This is a genomic window from Cellulomonas sp., from assembly GCF_017744555.1.
GTDB lineage: Bacteria > Actinomycetota > Actinomycetes > Actinomycetales > Cellulomonadaceae > Cellulomonas.
Map to the genome: position 1 here is coordinate 48,190 of NZ_JAGIBD010000004.1, position 16,323 is coordinate 64,512.

Below are 16,323 nucleotides of genomic sequence, written 5' to 3' on the forward strand. Positions count from 1 at the left end.
GTCCCGCACATGAGCGAGACCGCGAACCCGTGGGTCTCCCGCGCCAGCGCACCGGACACCGCGACCAGGGCGGTGACCAGGGTCGTCGTCCCGACGACGGGACCGATCGGCCCCCAGCAGGGCGTCCCGCTCCCCGATCCGGACGACCAGCTGCCGCTCCTGCGGTTCGCAGCGCCCGCATCGGTGTGGTGGGTCGGCGCGCACGGTGGCGCCGGTGAGACGACGCTCAGCTCGCTCGTGCCCGGCTGGCGCGGCACCGGTCACGCCTGGCCCGTCGTGCCGACCGCCGGGAGCGCTCCCCGCGCCGTCGTCGTCGCACGGACCCACGTCCGCGGCCTCCGCGCGGCCCAGGCGGCCGCCGCCCACTGGGCGTCCGGCCGCATCCAGCCCCTCGACCTGCTCGGGCTCGTCCTCGTCGCCGACGCGCCGGGCCGCCTCCCCAAGCCGCTGCGCGAGCTCGCCCAGCTCGTCGGCGGCGGCTTCCCCCGCGTCTGGTCCGTGCCGTGGACGGAGTCGTGGCGGCTCGGCGAGACGCCGACCCTCGACTCCGCACCGCGAGAGGTCACCCGCCTCGCCCGCGACCTGCGATCGCTTGCCGACCCCGGTGCCACCGGCACCATCATCTGAGAGGACCCCGATGGCCCTGTTGTCCACCGTGACCGCCACGGCTGCCCGCATCGTCACCGCGATCCCGGACCCCGACGCCGTCCAGCCCCCCGGCACCGAGGGCTTCACCGCGATCATGGGCTGGGCCAAGTGGATCGCCCTGGCCGTGTGCGTCCTCGGCCTCATCGGCGCCGGTGCGCTCATGGCCGTGCAGTCGCGCCGCGGTGAGGGCGGCGAGCACGTCGGCAAGATCGGCATGGCGCTCGGCGGCGTCATCGTGATCTCGGCAGCGGGGAGCCTGGTCGGCTTCCTGATGTCGGCCTGAGCGGATGAGCAGCGACTCCACCGAGCAGAGCCCGTTCTCCCGGCCGGGGTTCGTCGCGGCGGCGGTCGTCGTCGCGCTGATCCTCGTGGTGGGCGGCGTCCTCGTCGGGCGGGTGTTCCTCGGAGACGACGACACCGCTGCCGCGGTGGCTCCCTCGGGAACCGCCGTGGCGCCGAGTGCCGCACCGGAGGACGACGAGGCGGGCGACGACGACGCGGACAGCGTGTGCGGCCTGCGGGGCAAGGAGATCGACGGCAGCCTGTCGATGCCGCCGGAAGCGGTCTGGGCCTACCAGGGCACCACGGGCTACCCGACGTCCGACGAGTTCGGGCCTGCCAAGACGTCGGACGCCGGCGTGCGTTACTGCTTTGCGCGGACGCCCGAAGGCGCCCTGTTCTCGGCGGCGAACGCGCTCGCCCAGACGTCGGACCAGTCGTCGCTCCGGCCGTGGGCCGAGTACTTCCTGGTCGGGCCCGGGCGGGACGCCGTGCTGGCTGAGGACACCGGCTCGAACGTGACCGGCTCGAACGGTACCCGCATGGACATCGCCGGCTTCAGGCTCCTGTCGTACGACGGCGAGCGCGCGACCGTCGACCTCGCCGTGCGGTACTCCATCTCCGGCCAGCTCGGCTACATGTCGACCGTCTACCCGATGGTGTGGGCGGACGGGGACTGGAAGGTCAGCGTCCCCGACGCCGACAGCTCGCTCAACGTCGCGAAGATCCCGGACCTCGCGGGCTACGTCGCCTGGGCTCCGTAATGAACTGCGACGGGGTCCTCGGGTACACGCCCGCCTGCTGGGGCGAGAGCCTCGTCGAGGGCGCGGTCGGCGACGCGATCGCGAACGTCGCCGGCGCGGTCATGGAGGCGTTCGGCAAGACGGTGGCCGCGCTCGGGACCGCGTGGGTGCACATCGGCACGGTCAACCTCACCACCTCGGGAGGGACGACCGCCGCGGCCGGAGCGCCGCCGGGCTCCGACGACTTCGCGCGGACGCTGGGCTACGTCAAGTGGATCGCCCTGACCGCCGCCATCCTCGCCCTGTTCGCGCTCGGCGCCGTCATCGCGACGCGTCTGCGGGCCGGCGAAGGCATCGCGGCGATCGGCAAGCTGGGCCTGATCCTCGGCGGCGTCGTGCTGATCGCAGGCTCGAGCGCGCTGGTCGCGGGCCTGCTGCCGTCGGGACCGCGGAACGCCGCCGGGACCGTCGGATTCCTGCAGTCCTCGCTGTGGTGGTACGTGGGCGCAGGGGCGGTCCTGTCGATCATGATCGGCGGCGCGCGCATGGCGTGGGAGCAGCGGGCGTCGCCGGGCAAGGACGTCCTGCGCAGCCTGCTCACTCTCGTGGTCGTCGCGGGCGCCGGGGTGACCATCGTCGGTCTGCTCGTCGCGGCGGCCGACTCGTTCTCGATCTGGATCATCAACCGCTCAGTCGACTGCGGAGACGGTGCGACCGCCTCGTGCTTCGGCGAGAACATCTCGTTGATCCTCCCGCTGACGGCGTCGTCGGGCGGGCTGGGATCGATGCTCGTCATCATCCTGGGGCTCGTCGCGATCCTCGCGACCGCCGTCCAGATCGTCCTGATGGTGGCGCGCGGCGGGATGCTCGTCATCCTCACGGGCATCCTGCCCCTGGCCGCCTCGGCCACGAACACCGAGATGGGCAAGACCTGGTTCCAGAAGTGCGTCTCGTGGCTCGTCGCCTTCATCCTCTACAAGCCGGCGGCGGCGATCGTGTACGCCGCGGCGTTCCAGCTCGTCGGGACCCCTGCGTTCACGGATGACGGCACGGGCCTGCTCGCCGTCCTCATGGGCCTGATCCTCATGGTGCTCGCCCTGTTCGCGATGCCCGCGCTCATGCGGTTCGTGACGCCGATGGTCGGGTCGCTCGCGAGCGGCGCGGGTGGCGGCGCGATGGCCGCCGAGGGGTTGGCGTCGCTGCCGACCGGCGCCCAGAACCTCGGGCGGTCCGCCGGGGGCGACGGGGGCGGGTCGGGTGGCGGGTCACCGTCCGGGTCGACCGGGACCCCGACCGGCCAGGCCGCCATGAACACCCCGACCGCAGGCGCGCAGAACGGTTCACCCCAGGCGGGGGGCATGGCGGGGGGCACGGGGTCGGGCGGAGGTGCGCAGGCAGCGACCGCCGGCGGTGCGGGCGCGGGCGCCGGGGCGGGTGCTGGCGCGGGTGCCGCCGCCGGCGGCGGTGCCGCCGCAGCTGGTGCGGCAGCCGGACCGGTCGGCATCGCGGCAGGCGCTGCGCTGGACGTCGCGAAGAAGGCAGGACAGGCGGGGGCAGCGGCCGCGCGCAGCATTGGCGAGCACGCGACAGGAGAGGGAGGCCCCAGTGGCAGTCAGTGACCCGACCGCGCGGGAGATGCGGACCTACGGCAACTGGCGCCAGCCGACGTCGCCCGGCCTCATGGGCCTCGGCTCGGTCGGCACGGCGATGCTGCTCGGCGGGCTCGTCGTGGTCGTCATGGTCGTGATGGTCGGCGGCCCGCTCAAGGGGTTCGTCACCGCGGCGGTGCTCGGCGGCGTCATGCTCGCGGTGCTGACCAAGGACAAGCACGGCAAGAACCTCATCAGCCGCACGGGTGCCCGCGCCGCGTGGTGGCAGTCGCGGTCCCGGGGCACGCACCTGTACCGCTCGGGCCCGCTCGGCCGTGCGCTGTGGGGCACCTACCAGCTCCCGGGCCTGGCCGCGCCGACGCGGCTGAGCGAGCACACCGACTCGTACGGCCGGCCGTTCGCCCTGCTCTACACACCCGCGACGGGCAGCTACTCGGTCGTGTTCGGCACCGAGCCCGACGGGGCGTCGCTCGTCGACCAGGAGCAGATCGACGTCTGGGTCGCCGGGTGGGGCCACTGGCTCGCCAACCTGGGTGACGAGCCAGGCCTGGAGGCCGCCTCGGTCACGATCGAGACCGCCCCCGACTCGGGCACGCGCCTGCGGCGCGAGGTCGAGATGAACCTTGACCCGAACGCACCGCCGTTCGCGCGCGCGATGCTGGAGGAGGCGGTGGCGCGGTACCCGCTGGGCTCGTCGACCGTGAAGGCGTTCGTCTCCGTCACGTTCACCGCCGCGGCCCGGGTCGGCGGCAAGCGCAGGACGGTCGAGGAGATGGGCCGCGAGCTCGCCTCCCGGCTGCCCGCCATGACCCAGACGCTCCAGGCGACGGGCGCGGGCGCCGCGCACCCGTTGAGCGCGCAGGAGCTGTGCGAGACGGTCCGCATCGCGTACGACCCGGCGTCGGCAAGCCTCATCGACGAGGCGCACGCCGCGGGCGAGATCCCGGAGCTCTCGTGGCCCGACGTCGGCCCCACCGCGCACGAGGCGGCGTGGGACGGCTACCGGCACGACTCGGCGTACAGCGTCACCTGGTCGATGACCGCGGCACCGCGCGGCACCGTCCAGTCAGGCGTGCTCGCGCGATTCCTGGCGCCGCACCGCGAGATCGCCCGCAAGCGCGTCACGCTCCTGTACCGGCCCATCGACGCCGCCCGTGCCGCCGCGCTCGTCGAGACGGACCTGCGCGCCGCGGAGTTCCGGCAGACGTCGACGACCAAGCCCGCTGCGCGGGACGTGCTCGCGGTGCGCGCCGCCGCCGCGACGGCCGCGGAGGAGGCGTCCGGCGCGGGGCTCGTGAACTTCGGCCTGCTCGTGACGGCGACCGTGATGGACCGCCGGCAGGAGGCCGACGCCCGCGCGGCGATCGACAGCCTGTCCGCCACCGCCCGGCTCCGGCTCCGCCCGGTGTACGGGTCGCAGGACTCGGCCTTCGCGGCGGCCCTCCCCCTCGGGCTCGTGCTGTCCAAGCACATCAAGGTGCCGGCCGAGCTGCGGGACAAGCTGTGAGCGGACGTCGGGCCGCGACCACCAAGGACACGACCGGGCCGGACCTGCGCCGTAGGAAGTCCACGAAGGCGCCGGCCGCCCCCGAGGAGATCCGTCCCCAGCGTCCGCCGATGCGCGGCTGGCTGGGCCGGGGCCGCGGGACGTCGTCGTACGTGCAGGCCGCGGACGAGTGGCGCGGGACGACGGTGCAGGTCTGCGGCCTGTGGCCGTTCTCGATCGGCGCCGGCACCCCGATGGTCGGCGTGCCCATCGGCCGCCACATCCACACCGGCGCGACGTTGTGCTGCGACCCGATCAGCTGGTTCCAGCGCGCGAAGCTCATCAGCAACCCGTCGGCGTTCGTGCTCGGCAAGCCGGGCCTCGGCAAGTCGACGCTCATCCGCCGGATGGCGCTCGGGCTGGCTGGGTACGGCGTCATGCCGCTCGTGCTCGGCGACCTCAAGCCCGACTACGTCGACCTCATCGAGGCGCTCGGCGGCCAGGTCATCACGCTCGGCCGCGGACGCGGCTACCTCAACGTGCTCGACCCCGGGGAGGCCACGGCGGCGGCGGCGCGGCTGTCCGGCACCGCACGCCAGCAGGTCCTGGCGGACGCGCACGGACGACGGCACACGATGGTCGCGGCGCTGCTCACGATCATGCGGTCCGCCCCGCCCACGGACCGCGAGGAGACGATCCTCGACCGGGCGCTCAAGGTCCTCGATGAGCGGCATCCGGGCGTCCCGGTGCTCGGCGACCTGCTGCGCGTCGTCCAGGAGGGGCCAGACGAGGTCCGCGCCGTCGCGCTCGACCGGGGCGACGACACCCGCTACCGGGCCATCACCGAGAACCTCGAGGCGTCGCTCATCGGCCTCGTCGGCGGCGGCCGGCTCGGCGAGACGTTCTCCCGGCCGACGACCAACCCGATGAAGCGCGACGCGCCCGTGGTCTACGACGTGTCCGCGATCGACGACTCCGAGATGGACCTGCAGGCCGCGACGCTGCTCGCGTGCTGGTCGGCGGGGTTCGGCACGGTCAACGTCGCGAACGCCCTGGCCGACGCGGGGCTCGAGCCGCGACGGCACTACTTCGTGATCCTCGACGAGCTGTGGCGCGCCCTGCGGGCCGGCCGCGGCATGGTCGACCGCGTCGACGCGCTCACGCGGCTCAACCGGCAGCGCGGCGTGGGCATGGCGATGATCTCGCACACCATGAGCGACCTCCTCGCGCTGCCGACCGAGGAGGACCGGATGAAGGCGCGCGGTTTCGTCGAGCGCTCCGGCATGGTGATCTGCGGCGGTCTTCCGTCCGCGGAGATGCCGCAGCTCACCGCGGCGGTGCCGTTCTCGCGGGCCGAGCAGGAGCTGCTCGTCGGGTGGCAGGACCCGCCCGCCTGGGACCCCGCGACGGGTCGTGAGGCGGAGCCGCCCGGGCGCGGCAAGTTCCTCGTCAAGGTCGGCGGCCGCCCCGGCATCCCGGTGTCGGTACAGCTCACGGCCGCCGAGGCGTCGATCAACGACACCAACAAGCTCTGGCACGACCGCTCCCGCATCGGCTCGGCCGCCGCCCAGCCGGTCCCCGCGCAGGAAGGCGCCCTGTGAGCCCGAACAACCGCCGGCGCGACCCGGGCGGCCTGTCCGGCGAGACGCTGCTCGTGTGCGTCGCGGTCGCCGTCGCCGTCGTCGTGGTCGGCGGTGCGTGGGTCGCCGTGCGCGTCGGTCACGCGCTCGACGGGGCCTCGGCCGGCGTCCCCACCGGCCCGTTCGAGGTGTTCTTCGGGCTGCTCAAGGGCACCGTCGCGTGGCCGTCCTCCGGGACCTGGGTGCTCGTCGGGCTGGTCGTCGTCGTGGCGCTGCTGGCGTTCGTCGGACGGGCGTCCGTGCGGTCGGTCCGGGGTTCGCGCAGCCGCGTGGACCGCGCGGCCGGGTTCCTCGGGCGCGGCAAGGACGTCGAGGCCCTGAGCCGGCGCAACGCCGGCGCGACCGCGACGCGCCTGGGGGTCGACGGCTCCCCCGGCGTGCTCGTCGGGCGCGCGGTCGGCAACAACGAGCCCCTGTACGGCTCGTGGGAGGACATGCACGTCGACATCTGGGGCCCGCGCACGGGCAAGACGACGAGCCGCGCGGTCCCGGCGATCCTCGACGCACCGGGCGGAGTGCTCGTGACGTCGAACAAGCGCGACGTCGTGGACGCGACGCGCGACCTGCGCACCGAGCGCGGCCCGGTGTGGGTCTTCGACCCGCAGGGCATCGCCCTCGAGGAGCCGACGTGGTGGTGGGACCCGCTGAGCTACGTGACGGACGAGGTCCGCGCCGCCCGCCTCGCCGAGCACTTCGCCGCGGGCTCGCGCGACCCGGGCGCCCGCACGGACGCGTTCTTCGACCCTGCCGGTCAGGACCTGCTCGCGGGGCTGCTGCTCGCGGCGGCGCTCGACGGCCGCGCGATCACCGACGCCTACTCGTGGCTGACCCGCCCGACGGACGAGACCCCCGTCGACATCCTGCGGGACCACGGCTACCGGCTCACCGCCGACCAGGTCGCGGGCGTCATCACCGCGCCCGACAAGCAGCGCGGCGGCATCTACGGCACGGCCCAGCAGATGGCGTCGTGCCTCACGAGCCGGGCGGTCGCGCGCTGGATCTCCCCCGACGGACCGTCCGACCGGCGTCCGAGGCTCGACCCGCTCGAGCTGGTCCAGGCCAGCGGCACGCTGTACTCGCTCTCCAAGGAGGGCCGCGGCACCGCGGGACCGCTCGTCACGGCGCTCACCGTGGCGATCGTCGAGGCGGCCGAGGACCTCGCCGCACGCTCCCCCGGCGGCCGGCTCTCCGTCCCGCTGGTCGGCGTGCTCGACGAGGCCGCGAACGTGTGCCGCTGGCGCGAGCTGCCCAACCTGTACAGCCACTACGGCTCGCGCGGGATCGTGCTCATGACGATCCTCCAGTCGTGGTCGCAGGGCGTGGAGGTGTGGGGCGAGCACGGCATGAAGAAGCTGTGGTCGGCCGCCAACGTCAAGGTCTACGGCGGCGGCGTCAGCGACGCGGCGTTCCTCGAGGACCTCTCGAAGCTCGTCGGCGACTACGACCGGCGCGCGTCGTCCGTCTCGACCACCAAGGGCCAGCGGACCGTCTCGCAGCAGCTCCAGCGCGACCGGATCCTCGACGTCGCCGATCTCGCGGCGATGCCCAAGGGCCGGGCGCTCGTGCTCGCGTCGGGGTCTCGCCCCACGCTGATCCGCACGCAGCCCTGGATGACGGGCCCGCACGCGACTGCCGTGCGCGCGTCGATCGCCGCGCACGACCCGTCCGCGAGCGCCGTGCTCGCCGAGGCCGAGGAGCGCGCATGACGTACGACGCGGACGCCGACTGGGCGGCGGTCGACGGGCAGCTCCTCGGCACCCCGGTGACGCCGGGCCTGGACGGCGCGCTGCACTTCGGCTCGGTCGACGAGTTCGTCCGGGACTACCTGCGGCACGTGTACAAGCGGCGGGTCGACGGGCGCAGCCGGTGCTGGGCGGCCGAGTGGTGGCGGTCGGAGGAGGCCGTCGTGCGGCTCGAGGCGCTGTGGCGGTCGTGGGAGGCCCTGCGGCTCGACGCAGCGACCGGGATGAGCGAGTGGTTCCGGGACCACGCGGACTACCACATGGGCGTCCTGCTGGACCCGGACGGGCCGTTCGCCGGGGCCACGGGCGACGCCGACACGTGCCGGCGGGGCGACCCGCTGCCGTACGCGGCACCGCCCGAGGCGATGTTCCCTGACGTGCGGGTGGCGACTTAGCCGTCCTGGGCTGCAACGCGACGGCGGGTCCCTCAGCGGGGTCTCGTGCCAGGCGGCGCGGCGCGGTCCATCGAGCGACCCTCGCTCTGCCCTCGGACGGCTCCCGATGGCGAGCTTGCGTCGCCGGCTTCCGCCTCAGCGGCTCCGTGTCGGCGCAGGCCCGGCGGACCTTGTCCGCGTCGACGCGCGCGCAGCCGTCCGGGTCCGCGCCGTGGTCGACCCGCTGCGACCCGCCGTCCGCGTCGCCGTGTCGCGTCCACGCGTCGCGTGCGTCGGGGGGTGGGCGTTGCTGACGTCTGCCCGGATGCGGCCCGCGGCGAGCTCGCGGTCCACGCCGCGACGTTCGAGGTCCGACGCCCACGCGTCACGCCGCTCACCCGAGTCGTACGCGACCCGGGCTCCCTCGTGGGCTGCATCGACGACGGCGTCGTCCGTGGTCGGACCGTGCTCCGCCTCGTCGGCGCCCACCCCGTACTCCCGGTGCTCCACGTGCTCGGCGCCCCGTGCCGTGGTCTCCGCGACCTCCTCGAGCTGCACGGCCCGGCCGCGGTCGTCGCGTGCCAGCGCCCGCTGGACGTCCGCCTGCCGCCGGAGCGTCTCGGCACGTGCCGTGGCGTCGCGTGCGGCACCGGTGGCGGTCGCCTGCCCGGTGAGGTCGACGCCGAACCGCTCGCGCACGTCGCCGCCCGCGCGGTGGGCGTCCTGCCTCGGCACGCGCGACCTCGCCTCGGCCGCGGTCCGGTCCTCGTCCTGCTCGCGCACACGACCTCCACCGTCGTCGACTCGGCCCGTTCCGTGCTCGGCACGGCGATCGCGGTCACCCTATCGACGATCGTCTGTGGATATCGGGGTCACGGGTGGTGCCGGTCCGGTAGCGTCCCGCGCGGAGGTGTGGCATGGACAATCAGGACACGACCGGGGTGGACGAGCAGGTCACGGCCGTACGGGTGCTGCACTTGCGCTCGCTGGTCGATCGACTCGACTACCTGCGAGCGCTGCGTCCGCTGGCTCAGGTGCTCTCGGCCGTCGACATCGCCCGGAGGTTCGGCGTCACGCCCGAGTCCGTCGAGCAGGCGCTCAAGTCCGCCGCCAAGGTCCCCGACCCCGTCCCGGGCTTCTCGTCGGCCAGCCCGTTCGAGGTCGCCCAGCGCTACGCGGCCGGATACCTGACCCGCGAGCAGATGATCGACGAGCTCTCCCGCTGGGACTACCTCCCCCAGGACCGGGCCAAGAACATCCTCGACGACCTGCTGATCGACCCTCCTGGGACCACCGACGAGGTACAACGGGCGTACGGCCTGCGGCTCATCGACGCCGAGGCGTACGAAAAGGTGATCCGCTCCGCCGGAGCTCGCCGCGGAACGCTCAACACGTGAGCACGCAGGACCAGGTCGCTGCCCACAGGGACACCGTCCGCCGACTGAGCGAACCTGGCGGCGCACTGTCGATGGACAACCCGCGCACGACGATCACCAACCCCGAGTGGTTCGCCACGCCCGAAGACCCCATGCCGAGCCGACTCGACCTGCACGACCGACTCCTCGCGGAGTACCGGGCGTCCCAGCCGAACGTGGCTCGCGAGCGTCGCGCGATCGTCCTCGCCGGCCCGCCAGGAGCAGGCAAGTCGACGGTGCTGAAGCAGGCGCTCGGAGACGGCGTGGACACCTACCTGCGGGTGGACCCGGACGAGTTCAAGGCCAAGCTGCTGCGGCAGGCGGTGGCCGACGGCTCGTACGAGTCGACGATCAAGCCGGACGAGATCAAGCAGCTCGAGGCGGGCGGCGAGAAGTTCTTCCCCATGGAGATGGCCTCCCTCGTGCACGACGAGTCGTCGCTGCTGGCCAAGCGGCTGCGCAACGAGGCCATCGCGAACGGCGAGAACCTGATCATCGACGGTGTGCTCGCCGACCCCGACAAGGCCGCCGCGCTCGGCCAGATGCTGGCGCGCGCGGGCTACGACGTCGAGGTGATCGACGTCGAGATCCCCTACGACGCGTCCGCGCAGTCGATCGCGAACCGGTGGGAGCACGACTACGTGGCCGCGCTTGAGGGTGCCGACGACCTCGGTGGCCGCTGGGTCCCGGACGAGTACGCCAGAGACGTCTTCGACGGTCCCGACGGGAAGTCCCGCCCCGAGCACTCCGCCGAGAACCTGGCCCACACGTGCCCCGAGGTCAGCCGGTTCCGGCGGTACCGCGGTGCCGCTGCCGACCAGCCCCGCAACCTCGAGACCGACCTGCACCGCAGCCGGCCGGGCGCACCGCTGACCCCGACGCCCGACCCTCGCGCGGCGAAGCCGGTCACCCGCACGAGGCACACGAGCGTCCAGCCTCGCCACACCACGAGCCGCGGCGACTGAGCGGGTCGGCGGAGGACCTGGCAGGCGACCGGCGGCACGCGGCGCACGGTAGCCCGACCGCGGACGCGACGGTCAGGCGTCGACGGCGTACCGCCGGACGAACGCGGCGAGCACGAGCGGTGGCGCCCAGACGTGAGACCGACGCGCCCGTTCCGCGAGCACGTCGTGGTCGACCGGACGGAAGTACCCGTACTCCCGGTAGACGCCGAGGCGCGTGATGATGCCGTCGACGTCCAGCTCGGGGTGGAACTGCGTCGCGTAGAGGTTCTGCCGCACCCGGAACATCTGGACGGGGCACGTCGCGGACGACGCGAGGAGCGTCGCGGTCGGCGGCAGCACGGTGCACGCCTCCTTGTGCCCGACGAAGGCGTCGAACGTGTCCGGCACCTGCGCGAGCAGCGGGTCTGCACGGCCCTCGGCGGTCAGCGTGATCGTCACGGCCCCGATGGGCTCGGGGTACGTCCGGTCGATGACGCCGCCCTGGTGCACGCCGAGCGTCCCGACGCCGTAGCACGCGCCGAGGAACGGCAGGTCGCGGTCGACCACGTCGTCGAGAAGCACCGCGACCTCCTCCTCGACGCGTCGCTGCGTCGGGGACTTGTCCTCCTCGGGCGTGCTGGCGTCGAACGGGCTGCCGCCGACGAGGATCCCGGAGATCTCGTCGAGGTCGAGGGCAGGGATCGGGCCCGCCTCCATGCGGATGCGGCGCAGGTCCTGCGGCCGCAGCCCCCCGTAGCGCAGCATCGCCGCGTACTCCCCGTCGGCCGCCTTGTCCTCGGCGCGCGAAGCCAGCAGCACGAACGGCTTCATGCCCCGAGGCTAGCCAGCCACCGGTGACCCGGCGCTGCGAGCGCGTGCGAGGATCGGGCGTGCCCGCCACCTCGACCGCGACCCTCGCCGACCGGATCCCCGCCGACCCGACCGACGCCGACGCGCTGTACGAGGCGTTCACGGAGTGGGCGGCTGAGCGCGGACTGTCGCTGTACCCGCACCAGGACGAGGCGCTGCTGGAGCTCGTCACGGGCTCGCACGTGATCCTGTCGACGCCGACCGGATCGGGGAAGTCGCTCGTCGCGACCGCCGCGCACTTCGTCGCGCTGGCCCAGGGCCGGCGCACGTTCTACACCGCCCCGCTCAAGGCGCTGGTGAGCGAGAAGTTCTTCGCGCTCGTCGAGGCGTTCGGCTCGACGAACGTCGGCATGATGACCGGCGACTCGTCGGTCAACCCGACCGCGCCGATCATCTGCTGCACCGCGGAGATCCTCGCCAACCTGGCCCTGCGCGACGGCGACGACGCCGACGTCGGCCAGGTCGTCATGGACGAGTTCCACTTCTATGCGGACCCGCAGCGGGGCTGGGCGTGGCAGGTCCCTCTGCTCGAGCTCAGCACGGTCCAGTTCGTGCTCATGTCCGCGACGCTCGGCGACGTCGGGTTCTTCGCGGAAGACCTGACGCGCCGCACCGACCGGTCTGTCGCAGTCGTGACGAACGCCGAGCGCCCCGTGCCGCTGACGTTCACGTACGCCGTCGAGCCGCTGCACGAGCTGCTCGACGAGCTCGTGAAGACCCGACGATCCCCCGTGTACGTCGTGCACTTCACGCAGAAGGACGCCGTCGAGCGCGCGCAGTCGCTGCTGTCGACTCCCCTGGCGAGCCGGGAGCAGCGGGACGCGATCGCGGCCGAGCTCGGCGCGTTCCGGTTCGGTCCGGGGTTCGGCCGGACGCTGTCCCGGCTGCTGCGGCACGGGGTCGGCGTGCACCACGCGGGGATGCTGCCGAAGTACCGCCGGGTCGTCGAGCGCCTCACCCAGAAGGGCCTCCTGCCCGTGGTGTGCGGCACGGACACGCTCGGCGTGGGCATCAACGTCCCGATCCGCACGGTGGTCCTCACGAGCCTCGTGAAGTACGACGGCGTCCGGATGCGGCACCTGTCGGCGCGCGAGTTCCACCAGATCGCCGGACGGGCGGGCCGCGCGGGCTTCGACACGGTCGGCGAGGTCATCGTGCTGGCCCCCGAGCACGTCATCGAGAACCGCAAGCTCCTGGAGAAGGCGGGCGACGACCCCCGCAAGCTCAAGAAGATCGTCCGCAAGAAGGCCCCCGAGGGTGCCGTCAACTGGACCGACAAGACGTTCGAGCGGCTGCGCGACGCCCCGCCCGAGCCGCTCACGTCGAGCTTCCAGGTGTCGCACGCGATGGTGCTGCACGTGCTGGCCCGCCCGGGCGACCCGGTGGCCCACATGGTGAAGCTGCTCACGGACAACCACGAGCCCGAGGGCGCGCGCGGCCGGCACGTGCGTCGCGCGGTGGCCGTCTACCGCTCGCTGCGGGCCGCCGGCGTCGTCGAGCGCGTGTGGGTCGACGACCCGTCCGCCCCGAAGGGCCGCCGCCGCACCGTCCGCCTCACGCACGACCTGCCGCCCAACTTCGCGCTCAACCAGGCGCTGTCCCCGTTCGCGTTCGCGGCCCTCGACCTCCTGGACCGCGACGACCCGGCCTACGCGCACGACGTCGTCTCGGTCCTGGAGGCCACGCTCGACGACCCGCGCCAGGTGCTCGCCGCGCAGGAGAACCGGGCCCGCGGCGAGGCGGTCGCGGCGATGAAGGCGGACGGCCTGGAGTACGACCAGCGGATGGCCCTGCTCGAGGACGTCACGTACCCGCGGCCGCTGGCCGAGCTGCTCGAGGCAGCCTTCGCGACGTACCGCACGACCAACCCGTGGGTCGCCGACCTGGCGCTCGCGCCGAAGTCGGTGGTCCGTGAGATGCACGAGCGCGCGATGACGTTCGCCGAGTACGTGTCGCACTACCAGCTCGACCGCACCGAGGGTGTGCTGCTGCGCTACCTCGCCGACGCGTACCGCGCGCTGCGCCAGACGGTCCCCGAGGACGCCCGCACGGAGGAGCTGTGGGAGGTCGTCGAGTGGCTCGGCGACCTCGTCCGCCGCACGGACTCGAGCCTGCTCGACGAGTGGGAACGCCTGAGCAACCCTCTGGACGAGCACGGGGCCGACGCTCCGGGCGGCACGGACGACGACACCCCCGAGCCCATCACCGCGAGTCCGCGCGTGTTCCGGGCGCTCGTGCGCGGCGCGCTGTTCAAGCGCGTCGAGCTCGTCGCCCGCGAGCAGTACGGCGCACTGGCCGCGCTCGGTGACCGTGACGCCGACGACGTCGCCTGGACCTCCGAGCGGTGGGCCGAGGCGATGGACCCGTACTACGACGACCACGAGGTCGTCCTCACCGGCCCCCCGGCTCGCGGTCCCGGGCTGTTCCTCGTGACGACCGGCGCCGCGACGTGGGAGGTGCGTCAGCTCCTGGACGACCCCGAGGGCGACCACGACTGGAGGATCGACGCGGTGGTCGACCTCGCGGGGTCCGACGAGACGGGCGAGGTGCAGCTCCGGGTGGTCGCCGTGGGGCCCCTCTGACCCGTCGTCTGAGGCAAGGCTTGCCTGTGTTTGCGCAGTTCAGGGCAGCCTTTCCTGCGATGACAAGCACCGGCGGGCGGCCTACCGTGGCCGCATGACCGTGCTCTCGAACGCCCTCCTCGGCACGCCCCGACCGGTCGACGCTCCCCCGTCGGCGGGCACCCTCAACCAGCTGCGCGCCGGCGTGCTCGGCGCCAACGACGGCATCGTGTCCGTCGCGGCGATCCTGCTCGGCGTCGCGGGCGCGTCGCCGTCCCGGTCCGCCCTGGTGACCGCGGGCGTCGCCGGTCTCGTCGCGGGTGCGCTGTCGATGGCGAGCGGCGAGTACGTGTCGGTGAGCTCGCAGCGTGACGCGGAGCGTGCGGGTCAGGCGCCCGAGGACGAGCAGACGAACCCGTGGCACGCGGCGGTCGCCTCGCTCGGCGCGTTCGTGGTCGGCGGCCTCATCCCGATGCTCGTCGTGCTGCTGCCGTGGGGTGCCGCCCGCGTCCCCGCGGTCGTCGTCGCCGTCGTGCTCGCGCTCGTCGCGACCGGCGCGATCAGCGCGCGCATCGGCAACGCGGCCGTGCCGCGGGCCGTGCTGCGCAACGTGCTCGGCGGCGGGATCGCGATGGCCGTGACGTACGGCGTGGGCAGCCTCGTCGGCCTCGTCGTCTGACGCCTACGCTGGGCGCCGTGGCCAAGCACGCCCCGACCGGCACCCCGGCGCTCGTCGCGCTCGCGGCGGCCGGTGTCCCGCACACCGCGCACCCGTACGAGCACGACGCGTCGAACGACGTCGGCTACGGCCTCGAGGCCGCGCAGGTGCTCGGCGTGCCGCCCGAGCAGGTCTTCAAGACGCTCATGACGATCGTGGACGGGACGCTCACCGTCGCCGTCGTGCCCGTCACGGGCAAGCTCGACCTCAAGGCGCTCGCGCAGGCGGTCGGCGGCAAGAAGGCGGCGATGGCGGCCAAGCCCGACGCCGAGCGGGCCACCGGGTACGTGGTCGGTGGCATCTCGCCGCTCGGCCAGAAGACCGCCCACCCCACGGTGGTCGACGAGACCGTCTGGCTGTTCGACACCGTCCTGGTGTCGGGCGGTCGCCGCGGTCTGGACGTCGAGCTCGCGCCCGACGACCTCGTCCGGCTCACCGCCGCGACGGTCGCCGACATCGCGCGCGACTGACCGCCGGTACCGTACGACGCCATGACCGACGTGCCGGAGCGTGCCGTGCTCGTCGCGCGCCTCACCGCGGTCCGGGAGCGCATCGAGCGTGCGGCGACAGCCGCCGGACGAGCGCCCGACCAGGTCCGCCTGCTCCTGGCGACCAAGACGATGCCCGCGCCGACGGTGCGCGCAGCGCTGGAGGCCGACGCGGCCCTGCGGGCGGACGACCCGTCGCTCGCACCGGTGCTGATCGGCGAGAACCGCGTGCAGGAGCTCGTCGCCAAGGGTCCGGACCTCGCCGACCTCGCGCCGGCGACGCACCTCATCGGGCCGTTGCAGTCGAACAAGGTCAACGCCGCGCTGCGGTGGGCGACGTGCGTCGAGTCGGTCGAGAGCCTGGACCTCGCGCGGCGGCTGTCCGACCGTGCACGCGGACGACGGGTGGACGTGTGCGTCCAGGTCAACGTGTCGGGCGAGCCGACGAAGCACGGGGTGCAGCCCGAGGCTGCCGTCGAGCTCGCGCTCGGCGTGGCCGCGCTGGACGGTGTGCGGCTCACCGGGTTCATGACCGTGGGCGCGAACTCGCCCGAGGACGACGTGGTGCGGGCGGGCTACGCGCTCCTGCGCCAGGTCCGCGACCGGGTGCTCAGCTCGGGCGCCCCCGGCACGAGCGACGCACGAGAGCTGTCGATGGGGATGAGCCGCGACCTCGAGGCCGCGGTCGCCGAGGGGGCGACGATCGTCCGCGTCGGCACGGCCGTGTTCGGCAGCCGCACCATCTGACGCAGCACGACGAGACGGGCGGCCCGCGACGAGACGTGCGCGGTGCCCGCGGTACGGG

The 16,323-nt window shown here is 73.6% G+C and carries 16 protein-coding genes; 14 read left to right on the forward strand and 2 right to left on the reverse strand.

Annotated elements, in window-relative coordinates; all coding sequences use genetic code 11:
• The first annotated feature begins 9 nt into the window (after positions 1 to 9).
• From J7523_RS04455 to J7523_RS04490, 8 genes are all read left to right on the forward strand, one after another.
• The gene (locus J7523_RS04455) at positions 10 to 627 is read left to right on the forward strand and encodes a DUF6668 family protein (protein ID WP_291882746.1); all 618 of its coding nucleotides are present in this window, start codon (positions 10 to 12) and stop codon (positions 625 to 627) included.
• A gap of 10 nt (positions 628 to 637) precedes the next feature.
• Positions 638 to 931, forward strand: a complete 294-nt coding sequence (locus J7523_RS04460) for a hypothetical protein (RefSeq protein ID WP_291882748.1) — start codon at positions 638 to 640, stop codon at positions 929 to 931.
• A 4-nt stretch (positions 932 to 935) separates the two neighbouring features.
• Positions 936 to 1,691, forward strand: coding sequence for a hypothetical protein (locus J7523_RS04465; RefSeq protein ID WP_291882751.1), 756 nt, complete (start codon positions 936 to 938; stop codon positions 1,689 to 1,691).
• Positions 1,691 to 3,289 (forward strand): hypothetical protein, encoded by a 1,599-nt coding sequence (locus tag J7523_RS04470; RefSeq protein WP_291882754.1) that lies wholly within the window; start codon positions 1,691 to 1,693, stop codon positions 3,287 to 3,289. The genes J7523_RS04465 and J7523_RS04470 overlap by 1 nt, the downstream gene beginning before the upstream one ends.
• Positions 3,290 to 3,305: 16 nt before the next feature.
• On the forward strand, positions 3,306 to 4,787 hold the full coding sequence (locus J7523_RS04475) for an SCO6880 family protein (RefSeq protein ID WP_291882952.1): 1,482 nt from the start codon (positions 3,306 to 3,308) through the stop codon (positions 4,785 to 4,787).
• A gap of 110 nt (positions 4,788 to 4,897) precedes the next feature.
• Positions 4,898 to 6,367 (forward strand): ATP/GTP-binding protein, encoded by a 1,470-nt coding sequence (locus J7523_RS04480; protein WP_291882954.1) that lies wholly within the window; start codon positions 4,898 to 4,900, stop codon positions 6,365 to 6,367.
• Entirely contained in the window at positions 6,364 to 8,112 is a 1,749-nt protein-coding gene (locus J7523_RS04485) for a TraM recognition domain-containing protein (RefSeq protein ID WP_291882757.1), read from the forward strand. The genes J7523_RS04480 and J7523_RS04485 overlap by 4 nt, the downstream gene beginning before the upstream one ends.
• Positions 8,109 to 8,543: a DUF4913 domain-containing protein gene (locus J7523_RS04490; protein WP_291882760.1), complete on the forward strand. Its 435-nt coding sequence runs from the start codon at positions 8,109 to 8,111 to the stop codon at positions 8,541 to 8,543. Before J7523_RS04485 ends, J7523_RS04490 begins: the two co-directional genes overlap by 4 nt.
• 135 nt (positions 8,544 to 8,678) lie before the next feature.
• On the opposite strand, the gene J7523_RS04495 is transcribed toward J7523_RS04490, so the two are convergent.
• Positions 8,679 to 9,305, reverse strand: a complete 627-nt coding sequence (locus J7523_RS04495) for a hypothetical protein (protein WP_291882762.1) — start codon at positions 9,303 to 9,305, stop codon at positions 8,679 to 8,681.
• Between the two features lie 134 nt (positions 9,306 to 9,439).
• Here J7523_RS04495 and J7523_RS04500 point away from each other — a divergent pair, with 134 nt between their 5' ends.
• Complete coding sequence (locus tag J7523_RS04500; RefSeq protein WP_291882765.1) at positions 9,440 to 9,919, forward strand: hypothetical protein; 480 nt, start codon at positions 9,440 to 9,442, stop codon at positions 9,917 to 9,919.
• Positions 9,916 to 10,902 (forward strand): zeta toxin family protein, encoded by a 987-nt coding sequence (locus J7523_RS04505; RefSeq protein WP_291882769.1) that lies wholly within the window; start codon positions 9,916 to 9,918, stop codon positions 10,900 to 10,902. The genes J7523_RS04500 and J7523_RS04505 overlap by 4 nt, the downstream gene beginning before the upstream one ends.
• A gap of 72 nt (positions 10,903 to 10,974) precedes the next feature.
• On the opposite strand, the gene J7523_RS04510 is transcribed toward J7523_RS04505, so the two are convergent.
• On the reverse strand, positions 10,975 to 11,712 hold the full coding sequence (locus J7523_RS04510; protein WP_291882772.1) for a glutamine amidotransferase: 738 nt from the start codon (positions 11,710 to 11,712) through the stop codon (positions 10,975 to 10,977).
• A 59-nt stretch (positions 11,713 to 11,771) separates the two neighbouring features.
• Here J7523_RS04510 and J7523_RS04515 point away from each other — a divergent pair, with 59 nt between their 5' ends.
• The 4 genes from J7523_RS04515 to J7523_RS04530 all read left to right on the forward strand — a co-directional run bounded on the left by J7523_RS04515 (position 11,772) and on the right by J7523_RS04530 (position 16,265).
• Positions 11,772 to 14,333, forward strand: a complete 2,562-nt coding sequence (locus J7523_RS04515; RefSeq protein WP_291882774.1) for a DEAD/DEAH box helicase — start codon at positions 11,772 to 11,774, stop codon at positions 14,331 to 14,333.
• A gap of 94 nt (positions 14,334 to 14,427) precedes the next feature.
• Positions 14,428 to 14,991 carry a VIT1/CCC1 transporter family protein gene (locus J7523_RS04520; RefSeq protein WP_291882776.1) on the forward strand — a complete coding sequence of 188 codons (564 nt, stop codon included), beginning with the start codon at positions 14,428 to 14,430 and terminating at the stop codon, positions 14,989 to 14,991.
• A gap of 8 nt (positions 14,992 to 14,999) precedes the next feature.
• A complete protein-coding gene (ybaK, locus tag J7523_RS04525) occupies positions 15,000 to 15,500 on the forward strand; it encodes a Cys-tRNA(Pro) deacylase (protein ID WP_291882957.1) in 501 nt (166 codons plus the stop codon).
• Positions 15,501 to 15,521: 21 nt separating this feature from the next.
• Positions 15,522 to 16,265 carry a YggS family pyridoxal phosphate-dependent enzyme gene (locus J7523_RS04530; RefSeq protein ID WP_291882779.1) on the forward strand — a complete coding sequence of 248 codons (744 nt, stop codon included), beginning with the start codon at positions 15,522 to 15,524 and terminating at the stop codon, positions 16,263 to 16,265.
• Positions 16,266 to 16,323: the final 58 nt, after the last annotated feature.

What these genes read in the sequence shown, in the direction of transcription:
- J7523_RS04455 (WP_291882746.1), top strand. Translation starts at nt 10, where the DNA reads ATGAGCGAGACCGCGAACCCGTGGGTCTCCCGCGCCAGCGCACCGGAC.
- J7523_RS04460 (WP_291882748.1), top strand. Translation starts at nt 638, where the DNA reads ATGGCCCTGTTGTCCACCGTGACCGCCACGGCTGCCCGCATCGTCACC.
- J7523_RS04465 (WP_291882751.1), top strand. Translation starts at nt 936, where the DNA reads ATGAGCAGCGACTCCACCGAGCAGAGCCCGTTCTCCCGGCCGGGGTTC.
- J7523_RS04470 (WP_291882754.1), top strand. Translation starts at nt 1,691, where the DNA reads ATGAACTGCGACGGGGTCCTCGGGTACACGCCCGCCTGCTGGGGCGAG.
- J7523_RS04475 (WP_291882952.1), top strand. Translation starts at nt 3,306, where the DNA reads ATGCGGACCTACGGCAACTGGCGCCAGCCGACGTCGCCCGGCCTCATG.
- J7523_RS04480 (WP_291882954.1), top strand. Translation starts at nt 4,898, where the DNA reads ATGCGCGGCTGGCTGGGCCGGGGCCGCGGGACGTCGTCGTACGTGCAG.
- J7523_RS04490 (WP_291882760.1), top strand. Translation starts at nt 8,109, where the DNA reads ATGACGTACGACGCGGACGCCGACTGGGCGGCGGTCGACGGGCAGCTC.
- J7523_RS04500 (WP_291882765.1), top strand. Translation starts at nt 9,440, where the DNA reads ATGGACAATCAGGACACGACCGGGGTGGACGAGCAGGTCACGGCCGTA.
- J7523_RS04510 (WP_291882772.1), bottom strand. Translation starts at nt 11,712, where the DNA reads ATGAAGCCGTTCGTGCTGCTGGCTTCGCGCGCCGAGGACAAGGCGGCC.
- J7523_RS04520 (WP_291882776.1), top strand. Translation starts at nt 14,428, where the DNA reads ATGACCGTGCTCTCGAACGCCCTCCTCGGCACGCCCCGACCGGTCGAC.
- J7523_RS04530 (WP_291882779.1), top strand. Translation starts at nt 15,522, where the DNA reads ATGACCGACGTGCCGGAGCGTGCCGTGCTCGTCGCGCGCCTCACCGCG.